Genomic DNA, 15,581 nt, shown 5'->3' on the forward strand with positions numbered 1-15,581 from the left:
ATAAATACTTATTTTAGCAATCTTCAAAAACAGTATAAATTATGGAACCTAAAAAAAATCCTAAAGCAAATGTTGGACGTAACAGTTCGCTTTACTTCGCAATTGGTTTAATGCTCATGTTATTTTTAACCAATTTTGCCATTAATTATAAAACCTATGATAAATCTAATATAGATATAGGTCAATTAAATTTAGATGATGAAATAGAAGAAGAAATTCCAATTACAGAACAATTAGTACAACCACCACCACCACCACCACCACCAGCTCCAACTGAAGTAATTGAGATTGTTGAAGATGAGGAAGAAGTTGAGGAGACCATCATACAATCGACTGAAACTAGTCAAACTGAAGAAATTGTAGAAGTGCAACAAATCGAAGTAGCACAAGTAGAGGAAGACCTTGAAGTGCCATTTGCAGTTATTGAAAATGTTCCTACATATCCTGGTTGTGAAAAAGGGAATAATGAGCAAAAGAAAAAATGTATGTCTGAAAAAATTCAAGAATTTGTTGGAAAAAAATTCAATACAGACTTGGCAAGTGATTTAGGATTATCTGGAAGACAACGTATCACTGTTATGTTTAAAATAGACAAAACAGGTGCTGTAACTGGTGTTCAGTCTAGAGCTCCACATCCAGGTTTAGAAAAAGAGGCTGCTAGAGTCATCAATTTATTGCCAAAAATGTTGCCAGGAAAACAACGTGGTAAAGCTGTTACCGTGCCATATTCATTACCTATAGTTTTTGTAGTTCAAGATTGATTTTTTTTAAAATTCTTTACATAAAATCCCGTTACAAAAATTTTTGTAACGGGATTTCTTTTTTGGTATGCTTCTTGTGATTTTATCATAATATTAACATTTAAATTATTACATTATGAAAACTCCAAAAAAGACTCTAGACCTCATTCGGCAAAATGAGCAAGTCGTAAAAAAATCACAAAAGCATGATGCAAATTTACAAAAAAACTCCGTTCTGTTTTTTCAGGTAGGGTTAATTGTATGTTTTTTGGCAGCCTATGGCTTGCTTGAAATGAATTTTGAAAAAACAGATGACATTGTAACCGCTTATCCTCGAATGGACGACAATGACCTATACGTTTTTCATGATCCCGTAAAAGTTTATGAAGAAGAAGTTAAAAAAGAACTAGTAAAAAAGATACCTAATAGTTTCAAGGAACCAACTATAAGTGATGATCCTACTATCGAAGTAATCTCAGAAATTTTTACAGAACCTCCAGTTATAGATAAGCCAATATCTCCAGGTGATATAAAAGTTGATGTAGTGCCAGAAGACATTCCAATACATATAACTTTTATTGAACAAGTGCCAATCTACCCTGGTTGTGAAAAAGAAAAAAGTAACGATGCAAAACGTAAATGCATGTCCGAAAAAATAACCAAATTAGTTCAAAAACAATTTGATACCAATTTAGCTGGTGAGTTGGGTTTAACAGGGAAACAAGTTATAAGAACACAATTTAAAATTGATAAAACTGGGCATGTTACAGATATTCAAATACGGGCTCCACATTCAAAACTAAAAGAAGAAGCAGAACGCGTACTTAACCAAATTCCTGATATGACCCCTGGGAGGCAGCAAAATAAAAATGTAGGTGTTATTTATTCCCTACCCATTGTATTTCAGGTACAGAATTAGTAATGCATAAAATATTATATTTTGAAAACCGTTATCATAGCAGTGATAACGGTTTTTTAATCGAAAGAATTCCTCGACGTTTTGCGTCGGGTTTCCGTTGAAATTGTCATTGACTTTGTCGAATCTTCGATTTCCCGTGACATCGTAAGATTCATGAATTCTTTATTATAAAAATATTAAGTAATGAATAAAACGGGAATCCAAATATAGAATTTTGATTATTGATCCAAAGGTCAAAATGAAACGAGCGAAATGCCTCTATGGCTCTGCCTCGAAGATGGTTCGTTTCAAAAAATTCTTTATTGGCTCATTATTAAAAATATACTATCTTTCAACTCTAAATCAATTCTTTTTAATTCTTATGAAGCGATTCATTGTACTACTTCTATTTTTAGTTCAATATAATACCTATTCACAAGAACCATCTTATAACGAAAGACCTCCGGTTTTTACCAACTGTGATTCTACATCAATTGATGCACAACAACATTGTTTTAATAGCCAAGTACACCAATTTATTTACGATAATTTTAAAGTTCCTCAAAAAGTTTTAGACCAAAATTTTAAAGGTGAGGTGTCGGTCATTTTTGAAGTAAATGCTGAAGGACAATTTAAGGTTGTGTATACAGATGCCATGTATGATGAGCTAAAGGAAGAAGCGAAACGTGTTTTTGACTTGTTTCCAACAATAAAACCTGGTACTTATAATGGCAATCCTACGTTTAAGCAATATTCAATAGCTATTAATATTCCATTGGTTAATCAAGAAGTCCCATTAGATAATACTTCAAAAGCAAATGAAATAACTCAATTACAGGAAAAAGCTCAAAGAGAATTTGATAGTATAAACAATAATCTAACTGCGTTTACCAATAAAGCATATTCCAGTCAATTAAATATCCCTTTTACCCATAGTGATTATGCTAGATTTGATAGCCACATGAATGTAATTGGCACTAACAGCCATACGGCATCTAAACCTTTTATTTATGAGGATGTGTCTAGATATTATGACATCAAAAAAGAAAAAGAAGCACTAAAAAGAGAAACAAGGACTTGGACAGAAAAAAAACTTTGGAATGAGCATTTAGTGGCATTGCAGGGTAAAGATTATTGGTTTACAATTGACCCCATTTTAGATTTACAAGTAGGTAAAGACACTGAAGCCGAATTTGGTTCAACCTATAATAATACACGAGGTTTTTTGGTGCAAGGTGGATTGGGTAAAAAGTTTAATTTTTATTCCTCGGTTTTTGAAAGCCAAGGGCGATTTGCACACTATGTAAATACTTATGCCGAAAGTTTAAAAGCATTTGGGCCAGACCCAGCCATTATTCCAGGGCGGGGTATTGCAAAACGTTTTAAAACTAATGGTTACGATTATCCTGTAGCTGAGGCTTATTTATCATATTCCCCAGCAACGTTTTTAAATGTTCAATTCGGACATGGTAAAAATTTTATAGGTGATGGGTATCGGTCTTTATTGTTGAGCGATGTGGCTAGTCCACATCCTTTTCTGAAGCTAAACACCACGTTTTGGAAAATAAAATATACCAATACATGGATGTGGTTAAAAGATGTTAGACCAGAAGTCACTCAAGACAAGGCGTTTTTAACCAAATATATGGCGACACATTATTTAAGTTGGAATGTGTCTAAACGATTTAATTTAGGATTATTTGAATCGGTTTTATGGACCAATAGTAACGATAGGGGTTTCGATATAAACTATTTAAATCCGATTATATTTTACAGAGCTATAGAATTTGAAACAGGTCAGGGTGCAGGCAATGCTGTTTTAGGGGCTTCAGCAAAATATAAATGGAACAATAGCGTAAACCTATACAGCCAATTTATTTTAGATGAATTTTCCCTTAGCGATGTCAAAGGAGGAGAAAGAAGTTGGAAAAATAAATTTGGATACCAACTAGGGGTTAAATACTTCAATGCTTTTAAAGTTGATAATTTATTATTGCAGTTTGAATATAACAGAATAAGGCCATATACCTATTCACATAATACGGTCTTAAATTATGGGCATAATAACCAGTCTATGGCACATTTATGGGGAGCCAATTTTAGTGAAGCTATTATCATTGGTAGATACTATTATAAACGATGGTTTGCTGATGCCAAACTTATTTTTGGCGTAAGAGGATTAGATTTTAATAATGATACCGATAATTTTAGTTATGGTGGTGATATTTATAGAAATTATAACGAGAGACCTTTTGACACTGGCGTTGAAGTTGGCCAAGGGATAAAAACCAATACGTTTAATGGTAACATTCAGGCAGGTTATTTGATTAATCCGGCATCAAACCTAAAAATATTTGCTGATATCACATTTAGAAACTTTAACCCAGAAGCCGAAACTACTACTGCTTTTAATAGTGATACGGTATGGTTAAACTTGGGCATAAGAACAGATTTGTTTAATTGGTATTTTGATTTTTGATACATTCCTGCGAAATCGGAGGTTCATGAATACCTATTCTAAAATAAGAATGAATGAGTAAAGCAGGGATCTTAGACAATCTCTTAATTATAAACAGGAAATTATGAGTTGCGAAAATTATATGCCCATAAATTAAATAATTAAAGCTGCAAACATGCCCGCGTGAGGGATGGCAGTGAAAATCCTTTTTGTGAGGCACGAGCAAAAAGATTGTAACGAACAGCCCGACCTGTAAAGGGCACGCCCAAATAAATAGTGTTGGTTTCCTAAATAAATTACCAATAAAAAGCATTGCTCAAAATGCATTAATAAAGTATCTTTGCACTCGCCATATAAAAAGCGATCTAGACATAAAACGTTGAGCGGTACAAATTCTTCATTAACAACATATTCTGTTATTTCAGATTTTAAGGAAATCACTAAAATGCGATTAGCAATAAGTGTGGTTTTTTCATCGCTTGCAGGTTATTTGTTAGGGGTTGACATAGTAGATTTTAAAACATTGGTTTTATTGGCCTTTGGCGGTTATTTTATGGTTGGAGCTTCCAATGCTTTTAATCAAATTATTGAAAAGGATTTAGATGCCTTAATGGATCGTACTAAAAACCGTCCCATACCTGCTGGACGTATGTCTGTAAACACAGCCTTTATCATTGCTTCTGTTTTTACGTTGTTGGGAGTGATTATTTTATATACCATCAACAAGCAAACCGCTATGTTTGGTGCTATTTCCATTTTTATATATACCTGTGTTTATACACCACTAAAAACAAAAACTCCACTATCGGTTTTTGTAGGTGCCATTCCAGGAGCCATTCCATTTATGTTGGGTTGGGTAGCCGCTACAGATAATTTTGGCATAGAACCGGGCACGTTGTTCGCTTTGCAATTTTTTTGGCAATTTCCTCATTTTTGGGCTATTGGCTGGTTTTTGTTTGAAGATTATAAAAAAGGTGGATTTTTTATGTTGCCTACAGGTAAGCAAGATAAAGGAACAGCTGTGCAAATCATTATGTACACTATTTGGACGTTAATAGTATCTATCATTCCTGTTTTTGGTTTCACAGGGACGTTGCAGTTGTCTATAATTGCAGCTATTTTGGTGTTTATTTTAGGTCTCGGAATGCTTTATTATGCCATTAAATTATTTAAAAAAATGACGGTACAAGCAGCAAAACAATTGATGTTGGCAAGTGTATCCTACATAACATTGGTTCAAATTGTTTACGTCATCGATAAATTTATAAGATAAATATGGATTTAACTCAAGGTACTTTAGAAGAAAAAAATAACAGGGCAAAAAAAATGATGCTTTGGTTTGGTATTATTTCGCTTATTATGTCGTTTGCTGGATGGACAAGTGCATTTGTTGTTAGCAGCTCTAGACCAGATTGGTTGAAAGATTTTCAATTACCAAATGCGTTTATTGTAAGCACTGTAGTTATCATATTAAGTAGTGGCTCCTTTTTTTTAGCAAAACAAGCATTAAAAAAAGATAAGAAACAGTTAACTACTTTATGGTTATTTGTAACGCTTATTTTGGGATGTGTTTTTATTTTCAATCAATTTTCAGGCTTTCAGCAAATTATTGATTTAGGTTATAATTTTACGGGACCAACTAGTAATGTAACCATGTCTTACATCTATTTAATAGCAATAGTGCATATTTTGCACGTTGTTGTTGGGTTAATTTGTTTGTTAGTCGTAATTTATAATCATTTTAAACAAAAGTATAATGCTTCGAAAATGCTTGGTTTTGAACTGGCATCCACCTTTTGGCACTTTATAGATATACTTTGGGTGTATCTCTTTTTGTTTTTATATTTTATTAGATAAATAAATTGATTATTTTTGTGCAACTTTTTTTTAAAAACAACCAATATATATGAGTAATACAGTTGTAGCTACTGAAATTGAAGGTAAAGCTTGGGGAGGTGGTAACGAGCCATTAAAAGCAAGTTATGGCAAAATGATGATGTGGTTTTTCATCGTGTCTGATGCTTTAACATTTTCTGGGTTTTTAGCAGCCTATGGATTTTCAAGATTTAAGTTTATAGATTATTGGCCTATTGCCGACGAAGTGTTTACTCACGTACCTTTTTTACACGGTCAAGAGTTACCCATGATTTATGTTGCGTTTATGACGTTTGTGCTTATCATGTCGTCTGTAACCATGGTTTTGGCTGTTGATGCTGGCCATCATTTAAATAAAGGAAAAGTTACTATTTACATGTTTTTAACCATCATTGGTGGGTTAATATTTGTGGGTTCCCAAGCTTGGGAATGGGCCACATTTATTAAAGGGGATTTTGGTGCTGTACAAACAAAAGGAGGTAATATTTTACAATTTGTAGATGCTGATGGACATAGAGTCGCTTTAAGGGATTTTGTTGTGGGAGAACACACAGAAAGAACTGAACATGGAAGGGAAAATGGCCTTTGGTTTGTTGAAGAAGGGACTTTGCCAACCTATACAGTTGAAGAGGTTGTTAGTGGTTTAGAAGCTCATGAAAATATATTAGTAAGAACACAATTGCTTAATGAACATGGTGAAAAAACAGTGCTTTCGCGAGCGGAATCATTAAAACAGTTAAAAAACAATGGTACCCATGTTGTTGAAGGTGCTAACTTGAAAGAAAACGAATATGGTTCTCCACTATTTGCCGATTTCTTTTTCTTTATTACAGGGTTTCACGGGTTTCACGTATTTTCTGGAGTCATCATTAATATCATTATTTTCTTTAATGTTATTCTAGGTACTTATGAAAAACGTAAAAACTACGAAATGGTTGAAAAAGTGGGGCTTTATTGGCACTTTGTAGATTTGGTTTGGGTATTTGTATTCACGTTCTTCTACCTTGTTTAATTTTATTTAATATTAAGAAATGGCACACGCACATAAATTAGAAATATTTAGAGGCTTAGTTAAGTTTAAATCCAATACCCAAAAAATTTGGGGCGTTTTAATCTTTTTAACTATAGTAACAGCTATAGAGGTTGTGTTAGGTATTTATAAACCAGAATCTTTAATGGCAAAGTTTATAGGAATGAAAATCCTAAACTGGATATTCATCATATTAACTTTGGTAAAAGCCTATTACATCACTTGGGATTTTATGCACATGCGCGATGAGGTCAAAGCATTAAGACGTATGGTGGTTTGGACAGCTATATTCTTAATTCTATACTTAATTTTCATCTTATTGCAAGAAGGAGGTTATATTGAAAGTATTTATACCACAGGATACATCAAAACAGATTTTTAATACGTTATTTATATTGTTAAAAGATAAATTCAAGGTGGTTATTTAAACCACCTTTTTTATTTTTGCAAATCGGTTTACAATAACAGAATACTTCAATGGATTATAAAAAAGTTGCCCGCTATGTAGTTTTAGGAATTCTGTTTTTTCTTCCTGTTACGTTTTTATTGTTTTTATACCCGGCCACCCACAACTACACGCCATTAGATATTGTTAATGAATCTGTGTTTGATTTAAACGGATTTACTTCAGATTCCAATGAAGAGATTGTTTTATATGATCATATTACTGTACTGGGTTTTTTAGGAAAGCATCCTATGGAAAAAGCGATTGCAGCCTCCAATTTGAAAGAGTTGGTTTATGATAAATTTAAAGGATTCAAACGTTTTCAAGTGGTGATTGTAGTGCCAAAAGAAGCCGATGCAGAAGTTGAATCATTAAAGAAGGAAATAAATTCGTATGACGATATCAGATTTTGGTACTTTGTTTTTGGAGAACCAGAAACCATTCAGAATCTATTTAAAAGTTTGAAAAGTAACATGTCATTAGATGCTAATTTAGCCACCGATGATGTGTTTATAATCGATAAAGATTTGAACCAAAGAGGACGATTGGATGATAGAGGAGATAATGACATTGCTAAAAAAAGTTCAATACATGGTTTGTACTCATATAATTGTATTGAGGTGGCTGAAATCAAAAATAAAATGAGTGAAGATATGCGGATATTGTTTACAGAGTACCGTCAAAAAAGAAAAGGAGATTTTGATTCTTCAACCAGAAGGGCAAACGATTTAATAGAACATGATGAAGAAAACTAATTATTCGTACATAGGTATCGCCTTTGTTATTTTGGTATTTGGTATTTATTTTATCCCAAGAATTATTGATAGAATTACAAATAATGATGTCTCTAGGAAAGAAAGCAGAAGTGACCAAAAGCTAGAAGAAATATCTAAATCAGATTTAGTATTTATTAAAATTAATGACGAACCCAAAAAAGTTCCTGCATTTTCTTTTACTAATCAAGATGGCAAGATAATATCAAATAAGGATTATGAAGGAAAGGTGTATGTGGTTGAATTCTTTTTTACAACTTGTCCAACCATTTGTCCAAGAATGAATTCAAATTTGGTTCAAATTCAAAATGAGTTCAAAGATTTTGAAAATTTTGGAGTGGCGTCTTTCACAATTAATCCAGAATACGATTCACCAGAAGTATTAAAGGAATATGCTAAAAAATATGGTATTACCAATCCAAACTGGCATTTAATGACAGGTGATCAGAATACAATTTATAAACTGTCTAACGAAGGGTTTAATTTATATACAGCAGAGGAAGAAGATGTTTTGGGTGGATTCGAACATTCAGGAAATTTTGCTTTAATTGATAAAAATGGGTTTATTCGTTCCAGAAAAGATGAATTTGGAAACCCAATAATTTATTATAAAGGTATTGTTTCAGAAGAAGAGAAAGTAGATGATGACGGTTCGAAAGAAGAAATTAGTGCGTTAAAAGAAGATATAAAAAAGTTGCTTAATGAATAATTCTGAAAAAATATTGGATGAAAAAAAGTACAACAAATTAATTGTCATACTATCCATAGCTATTCCAGTGGTAGTAGCCATTTTATTTGGTGTAAAAATCCCCAATGTAGAACCACTGTCTTTTTTGCCTCCTATTTATGCAACAATAAATGGTTTAACCGCTATTATTTTAGTTTTTGCTTTAATAGCTATTAAAAATAAGAATTTAGTGCTTCACGAAAATTTAATGACCACGGCTATTTGGTGTTCTGCGGTATTTTTGGTTATGTATGTGGCTTACCACATGACAAGCGATTCCACGAAATTTGGTGGTGAAGGTGTTATAAAATACATCTATTATTTTATATTAATTACACATATATTATTGTCAATAATTGTTATTCCGTTTGTGCTTATTACTTATGTAAGAGCCATAACCAATAATATAGAAAAACATAAAAAAATAGCTAAAATAACATTTCCGCTTTGGTTTTATGTAGCGGTAACAGGTGTTATGGTTTATATCATGATTTCTCCATATTATGTTTAAATTAAAGTATAAAATAGTAGTCTTTTATCTTTTATCTCTTGTCTTTAGTCCCAAGACCAATGCGCAATGTGCTATGTGTAGAGCCGTACTGGAAAGTGAAGAAGGGCAAACCGCGGCGCAAGGCATCAATGACGGCATTGTATACCTTATGGCAATTCCTTATATTTTAGTGGCGGGTATAAGTTATTTAATATATAGGAAATTTTACAGAGTGAATGCTAAGTTAAATAAATAATAAATTTTTTTTATTATTTATATGTAACATTTCTTTGTAATCCAAGTCTAACAAATAAATCTGTAAGGCTTATTAATCAATCAAAGATGTTACAAATTAAAAAATTACACAAATCCTATCCCATAGGAAATTCCAGTTTGCATGTTTTAAAAGGTATAGATTTATCCGTAGAACAGGGTGAAATGGTTGCTATTATGGGATCTTCAGGTTCTGGAAAATCCACATTGTTGAATATTATAGGGATGCTTGATGAAGCCGATTCGGGTGAATATATACTTGATGGGCTACTTATTAAAAACCTTACCGAAAAAAAAGCGGCTGTTTACAGAAATAAGTTTTTAGGGTTTATTTTTCAATCATTTAATCTTATTAATTATAAAAATGCGCTTGAGAATGTAGCATTGCCTTTATATTATCAGGGGTTGAAACGTAAAGAGCGTCAAGAATTGGCTATGTTCCATTTAGAAAAAGTAGGATTAACAAATTGGGCCCACCACTTACCTAAAGAACTTTCAGGCGGACAAAAACAACGCGTTGCTATTGCCAGGGCATTAGCAGCAAATCCAAAGTTATTATTGGCAGATGAACCTACGGGAGCCTTAGATACAACTACTTCCAATGAAATTATGGAGTTTATCCAGCAATTGAATGATGAAGGTAAAACCATTTTAATGGTAACCCATGAAGAAGATATAGCTAATATGTGTAAACGCATTGTACATTTACGTGATGGTGTCATTATAGAGGATAAAAAGATAAAACAAGTAAGAGCAGGACACTATGTTTGATTTAGATCTCTGGAGAGAAATTTTTCAAAGTATCAATAAAAACAGAACTAGAAGTTTGCTTTCTGGGTTTACTGTGGCGTTTGCTATTTTATTATTTACCATTCTTTTTGGTATTGCCAATGGATTACAAAATACTTTTGAACAAGAGTTTGTTGATACGGCTACTAATTCCATTTTTATTATGTCGGGGCGAACAACCATAGCTAACGAAGGCCTTCAGGCAGGAAGACGTATTCAATTTAAAAATGAAGATTATGAGTATGTAAAAGAAGAATTTAACGATAAAGTTGAATTTATTACCTCGAGGGTTTACAAAAACGTAAATGCCTCATATAAAAATGAAAAGAATAGCTACAGTTTAATTGCTGTACACCCAGATTACCAGTTTGTAGAAAAAAATATTATAAAAGAAGGACGCTATATTAATCAAAATGATCTTGAAAACAGAACTAAAATCATCGTTATTGGAAGATTAGTTGAAGAAGATTTATTTATAAAAGAATCAGCCATAGGTAAATACATAAATCTTAATGGTATACAATATATGGTAGTAGGTGTCTTTACAGATGAAGGCGGTGATAATGAAGAGCGTCTTATTTATATGCCAATTACTACAGCACAGCTTCTTTATGGTAATAATGACTATATAGACCAGATTAACTTAACCTATAATCCCAATTTAAATTATGATCAAGCATTAGGCTTTAGTAATTTGCTTACTAGAAAGTTAAAGAGTAGGTTTTCTGTTGCTAGTGACGATCAAAGGGCTATAAGGGTATTTAATATGGCCGAAGCAACACAACAAATAGACCTAATGACAGGGGGGCTCACAGTCATTATTTTAGTTATTGGTTTTGGAACACTTATAGCAGGTATTGTAGGTATTAGTAATATTATGATTTTTATAGTAAAAGAACGTACTAAGGAAATAGGTATTAGAAAAGCTTTAGGGGCTACTCCAAAATCAATCATATCCATCATATTAATTGAATCTATACTTATAACGGCTATAGCAGGTTATGTTGGACTGTTAATAGGAGTTGGTGTTTTAGAATTGAGTGGTCCAAGTTTAGAAGTTTATTTTATTACAAACCCAGGTGTTAGTACTAGCCTAGTTATAGGTGCCACCATAACCCTTGTTTTGGCCGGGGCATTGGCCGGATATTTACCAGCACAAAAGGCCTCTAGAATTAAACCAATTGTTGCTTTAAGAAATGATTAAGCATGTTTAGATTTTTATTTGATAGAGATACTTGGCAAGAAGTTTTTGATAGCTTTAATAAGAACAAATTAAGGTCCATCCTTACTATGGTAGGTGTTTGGTGGGGTATTTTATTATTGATAGGGTTGTTAGGGTCTGCTAGAGGTCTGGAAAATTCCTTTAACCGCTTATTTGGAGATTTTGCAACTAATAGTGTTTTTATTTGGGCTCAAAATACAAGTATACCTTTTAAAGGTTTTCAAGAGGGAAAACGTGTAAGATTATCATTAACTGACGCCAAAAAGGTGGAAGAGAATGTAGAAGGTGTTGAGTTTGTAGTGCCTAGAAACCAAAATCAAGCAACAGTAGTAAGAAACTTTCTTTCTGGAAGTTTCGCGGTAGGTGGAGACTATCCCTTGCTAGATAAAGTTGAAAAGAAAAAACTGATACATGGACGTTTCATTAATCAAAATGATATTGATGATAGAAAAAAAGTGGTTGTTATATCAGAAGATATATATAAACAATTGTTTAAAAAGGATGAAGAAGCCATAGATCAGTACATTCAAATTAACAGCATTAATTTTAAAGTTATTGGGTTGTTTGAAGTATCAAATATAACCATGGGACCTCGTATAGACCTGCATATTCCATTTACAACTTTTCAGCAAGTTTATAACGCGGGAGATCAAATTGGTTGGATGATGATTACAGGTAAATTGGAATATGACATCGTGCAAATAGAAGAGGACGCAAAGTTATTACTAAAAAATTTGAATAGTATACATCCTGACGATAATCGCGCTTTGGGAAGCGCAAATGCAGGACAAGAGATTGGAAGAGTAACGGGGTTTTTAACTGGTATGCAGTTCTTAACTTGGTTTGTGGGTGTTGCTACGTTATTTGCAGGGGTCTTTGCTATAGGGAATATTCTATTGATTACCGTTCGGGAACGTACCAAAGAAATTGGCTTACGTCGGGCATTGGGAGCTACGCCATTTGAAATAAAAAGGCAAATAGTAGTGGAGGCCGTGTTTTTAACCCTTGTGGCAGGATTATTAGGAATCATTTCAGGAGGCTGGATTTTAATAGGACTAGATGCTGCTTTTGGACAAGGAGATGAAGCCGTGATTGTAAACGCATCAGTATCTATAGCTGTTGTATTTATAGCACTTACATTGTTAATCATTTTAGGAACATTAATAGGCTTAATTCCGGCATTTAAAGCCACAAGCGTAAAACCAATAGAAGCATTAAGAGAAGAATAAACAATCAAAAAAGTGAACCTTCTATAACGCAAATGTATAATCAGCATTTGAAGAATTAGAAACAATAAGAACAACCAAATGAACCTTCTATAACGTTATATATTTTTTTATTATGAACTTGACATAGAAGCACCATTTGACAAATTAAAAAACATTAAGAATAACCAAATGAACAAAACAGTAAAAATTATTTTAGGATTAGTTGCCGCCATATTATTAATAATTGTGCTCAAGTATTTTATGGATTCCAATTCAAAAGCCGTCGAGGATTTTAAAGTTGAGGAGCCCTTTTACACAACTATCAACACAAAAGCTGTAGCAACTGGTAAATTAAACCCAGAGGAAGAAGTGGAGCTAAAACCTCAAATTTCTGGAATTGTTGACGAAATTTTTGTTGATGAAGGCGATATCGTTAAAAAAGGAGATTTAATAGCATCTATTCGGGTAGTGCCAAACGAGCAAACCTTGGTGCAAGCTCAAAGTAGAATAAAAACATCTCAATTAGCTTTTGATAATGCCAAAATTCAATACGACAGAAACAAAGCATTGTTTGAAAAAGGGGTCATTTCGAAACAAGATTTTGAAAACACAGAACTTAGTTTTAATCAAGCAAAAGAGACATTCTCACAGTCCCAAAATGATTACCAAATTATAAAAAAAGGTTCTATTTCTGGTGGTAGCTCTGCAAACACGAGCATTACGGCTCAAATTTCGGGAACTATATTGGAAATTCCGGTTAGAGCAGGCGATCAAGTTATTGAAAGCAATAACTTTAATGAAGGAACTACCATTGCAACTATTGCCGACATGAGCCTAATGATTTTTGAAGGGAAAGTTGACGAAGCAGAAGTTGGCAAACTAAAAGCAGGTAAAGAAATTAAAATAGTTCTTGGGGCCATTCAAGATAAAGATTTTCCTGGTAAATTAACATTTGTCGCACCAAAAGGCATTGAAGAAAATGGCGCCGTTCAGTTTACTATTAAAGCAGACGTAACTATTGATTCGACTACTAATATCAGAGCTGGTTATAGTGCCAATGCTGAAATAGATTTAGAAGGCAAAGACAGTGTTTTCAGTATGAGGGAAGCCTTACTTCAATACGACAGAATTACAGACAAACCATTTGTTGAAACACAGACAGGAGAAGGGAAATTTGAAAGGAAAGATGTAAAGATAGGATTGTCTGATGGTATTAATGTTGAAATTCTTGATGGCGTTAAGACGGGAGATAAAATTAAAGTTTGGAACAAAGCTTCTAAAGATAATAATGAAGAAGAACAAAGGAGAAATAACTAATTGATTATGAGACAGATAAAAAATAGCATTGTAATCAGTGTTTTCTTTGTAAGTGCATTGTGTTTTTCACAAAAAAAATGGACACTGCAAGAATGTGTGGCGTATGCCTTAGAAAATAATATTACTGTAAAAAAAGCTGAAAACACACTGCTTATAAATGATCAAGATATTATAGCATCAAAAGGAAGTTTTTTGCCATCGGTTTCGGGTAGTGCTTCACATGGTTTAAGTTTAGGACAAAGTCAGTTATTTGAAGGATCCTTTGTAAATAGAACTAGTAATTCTACCAATTTTGGAGTTAGGGTATCTGAAAATGTTTTTAATGGTTTTAGAACCACCTATTTATACAAACAAGCACAGCTAAACTTAGAAACAAGTGAGCTTGAGTTAAATAGGATTAAGGACGATATTTCGTTAAATGTCGCTAATTCATATTTGAATGTATTGTTTAATAAAGAACAATTAGAAACAGCTAAGGCTCAATATGATTTTTCTACAAAACAATTACAACAGGTTAAGGATTTGGTAGATGCCGGTACACAACCAAGAGTAAATATTTATGATGCAGAAGCCACTTTAGCAAATGATGAACAAGCTTTAACAGTGGCAGAAAATAACTTTACATTGTCTTTGTTAACCTTGTCACAATTGTTGCAAGTACCTTTTGAAGGGTTTGATGTTCAGGTTATAGAAGTTGATACCCCGTCGGAAGCTTTATTATATGATGATGTTTCCCCTATATTAGATTTTGCGATGGAAAACAGAAATGAAATTAAAATAGCAGAGAAAAACATAGATAATTCAGAAATAAATACCAAACTTTCTAAAGCTGGATATTTGCCAAGTGTTAGTTTTGGTTATAGCTTTGGTACCAATGTTTTCTTTACCAATCTAAGTACTACGGAAGAAGCTTTTTTTACACAACTAGAAGATAATAAAGGACACAGTTTTAATTTAAATGTTAATATCCCCATATTTTCCCAATTTCAAAATAAAACGGCAGTTGCTAAATCAAAAATAAGGGAAGACAATGCTCAGTTGGATTTAGATCAAGCGAAATTAAATTTAGAATCAAACATTCAACGAGCCTATACCGATGCTCAAGCTGCGTTTAAAACTTACGAGTCTGCTAAAAAATCATTAGAATCCCAAGAATTATCATTCAATAATTCTCAAGAACGTTTCAACATTGGAGCGATGAATGCTTTTGAGTTGGAACAATCACGTATTAGATATATAAATGCACAAGCTTCTTTAATTAATGCGAAATATGATTTTGTTTTTAAGACAAAAGTTTTAGACTTTTACATGGGGAAAACAATAAAGATAAATTAAT

16 protein-coding genes are annotated in these 15,581 nt (G+C 32.9%); all 16 read left to right on the plus strand.

What is annotated here, in order from left to right; translation table 11 throughout:
* The first annotated feature begins 41 nt into the window (after nucleotides 1-41).
* The 16 genes from CSW08_RS13260 to CSW08_RS13335 all read left to right on the plus strand — a co-directional run bounded on the left by CSW08_RS13260 (nucleotide 42) and on the right by CSW08_RS13335 (nucleotide 15,580).
* Nucleotides 42-761 (plus strand): energy transducer TonB, encoded by a 720-nt coding sequence (locus CSW08_RS13260; protein ID WP_106660351.1) that lies wholly within the window; start codon nucleotides 42-44, stop codon nucleotides 759-761.
* A gap of 115 nt (nucleotides 762-876) precedes the next feature.
* Complete coding sequence (locus CSW08_RS13265) at nucleotides 877-1,659, plus strand: energy transducer TonB (RefSeq protein WP_106660352.1); 783 nt, start codon at nucleotides 877-879, stop codon at nucleotides 1,657-1,659.
* Nucleotides 1,660-2,020: 361 nt separating this feature from the next.
* Nucleotides 2,021-4,117: a gliding motility protein RemB gene (locus CSW08_RS13270; RefSeq protein ID WP_106660353.1), complete on the plus strand. Its 2,097-nt coding sequence runs from the start codon at nucleotides 2,021-2,023 to the stop codon at nucleotides 4,115-4,117.
* A 358-nt stretch (nucleotides 4,118-4,475) separates the two neighbouring features.
* Nucleotides 4,476-5,369, plus strand: coding sequence for a heme o synthase (gene cyoE, locus CSW08_RS13275; protein WP_106660354.1), 894 nt, complete (start codon nucleotides 4,476-4,478; stop codon nucleotides 5,367-5,369).
* 2 nt (nucleotides 5,370-5,371) lie between these two features.
* Nucleotides 5,372-5,953 carry a cytochrome c oxidase subunit 3 gene (locus CSW08_RS13280; protein ID WP_106660355.1) on the plus strand — a complete coding sequence of 194 codons (582 nt, stop codon included), beginning with the start codon at nucleotides 5,372-5,374 and terminating at the stop codon, nucleotides 5,951-5,953.
* Between the two features lie 49 nt (nucleotides 5,954-6,002).
* Nucleotides 6,003-6,983: a cytochrome c oxidase subunit 3 gene (locus CSW08_RS13285; protein ID WP_106660356.1), complete on the plus strand. Its 981-nt coding sequence runs from the start codon at nucleotides 6,003-6,005 to the stop codon at nucleotides 6,981-6,983.
* Nucleotides 6,984-7,002: 19 nt separating this feature from the next.
* Nucleotides 7,003-7,383 (plus strand): cytochrome C oxidase subunit IV family protein, encoded by a 381-nt coding sequence (locus CSW08_RS13290; protein WP_106660357.1) that lies wholly within the window; start codon nucleotides 7,003-7,005, stop codon nucleotides 7,381-7,383.
* Nucleotides 7,384-7,478: 95 nt separating this feature from the next.
* Nucleotides 7,479-8,201 carry a hypothetical protein gene (locus tag CSW08_RS13295; protein ID WP_106660358.1) on the plus strand — a complete coding sequence of 241 codons (723 nt, stop codon included), beginning with the start codon at nucleotides 7,479-7,481 and terminating at the stop codon, nucleotides 8,199-8,201.
* Complete coding sequence (locus CSW08_RS13300) at nucleotides 8,185-8,928, plus strand: SCO family protein (protein WP_106660359.1); 744 nt, start codon at nucleotides 8,185-8,187, stop codon at nucleotides 8,926-8,928. The genes CSW08_RS13295 and CSW08_RS13300 overlap by 17 nt, the downstream gene beginning before the upstream one ends.
* Nucleotides 8,921-9,457 carry a DUF420 domain-containing protein gene (locus CSW08_RS13305; protein WP_106660360.1) on the plus strand — a complete coding sequence of 179 codons (537 nt, stop codon included), beginning with the start codon at nucleotides 8,921-8,923 and terminating at the stop codon, nucleotides 9,455-9,457. The genes CSW08_RS13300 and CSW08_RS13305 overlap by 8 nt, the downstream gene beginning before the upstream one ends.
* Before the next feature lie 73 nt (nucleotides 9,458-9,530).
* Nucleotides 9,531-9,692 (plus strand): hypothetical protein, encoded by a 162-nt coding sequence (locus CSW08_RS13310; protein ID WP_317044935.1) that lies wholly within the window; start codon nucleotides 9,531-9,533, stop codon nucleotides 9,690-9,692.
* Nucleotides 9,693-9,778: 86 nt separating this feature from the next.
* Nucleotides 9,779-10,480 (plus strand): ABC transporter ATP-binding protein, encoded by a 702-nt coding sequence (locus tag CSW08_RS13315; RefSeq protein ID WP_106660362.1) that lies wholly within the window; start codon nucleotides 9,779-9,781, stop codon nucleotides 10,478-10,480.
* Entirely contained in the window at nucleotides 10,473-11,702 is a 1,230-nt protein-coding gene (locus CSW08_RS13320; protein ID WP_106660363.1) for an ABC transporter permease, read from the plus strand. The genes CSW08_RS13315 and CSW08_RS13320 overlap by 8 nt, the downstream gene beginning before the upstream one ends.
* A 2-nt stretch (nucleotides 11,703-11,704) precedes the next feature.
* Nucleotides 11,705-12,949 carry an ABC transporter permease gene (locus tag CSW08_RS13325; protein WP_106660364.1) on the plus strand — a complete coding sequence of 415 codons (1,245 nt, stop codon included), beginning with the start codon at nucleotides 11,705-11,707 and terminating at the stop codon, nucleotides 12,947-12,949.
* 168 nt (nucleotides 12,950-13,117) lie between these two features.
* Nucleotides 13,118-14,245 carry an efflux RND transporter periplasmic adaptor subunit gene (locus CSW08_RS13330; protein ID WP_106660365.1) on the plus strand — a complete coding sequence of 376 codons (1,128 nt, stop codon included), beginning with the start codon at nucleotides 13,118-13,120 and terminating at the stop codon, nucleotides 14,243-14,245.
* 6 nt (nucleotides 14,246-14,251) lie between these two features.
* Complete coding sequence (locus CSW08_RS13335; RefSeq protein WP_106660366.1) at nucleotides 14,252-15,580, plus strand: TolC family protein; 1,329 nt, start codon at nucleotides 14,252-14,254, stop codon at nucleotides 15,578-15,580.
* The last annotated feature ends 1 nt before the right edge of the window (nucleotide 15,581 follow it).

The sequence above is a fragment of the Confluentibacter flavum genome (genome assembly GCF_002843175.1).
Taxonomy (GTDB): domain Bacteria; phylum Bacteroidota; class Bacteroidia; order Flavobacteriales; family Flavobacteriaceae; genus Confluentibacter; species Confluentibacter flavum.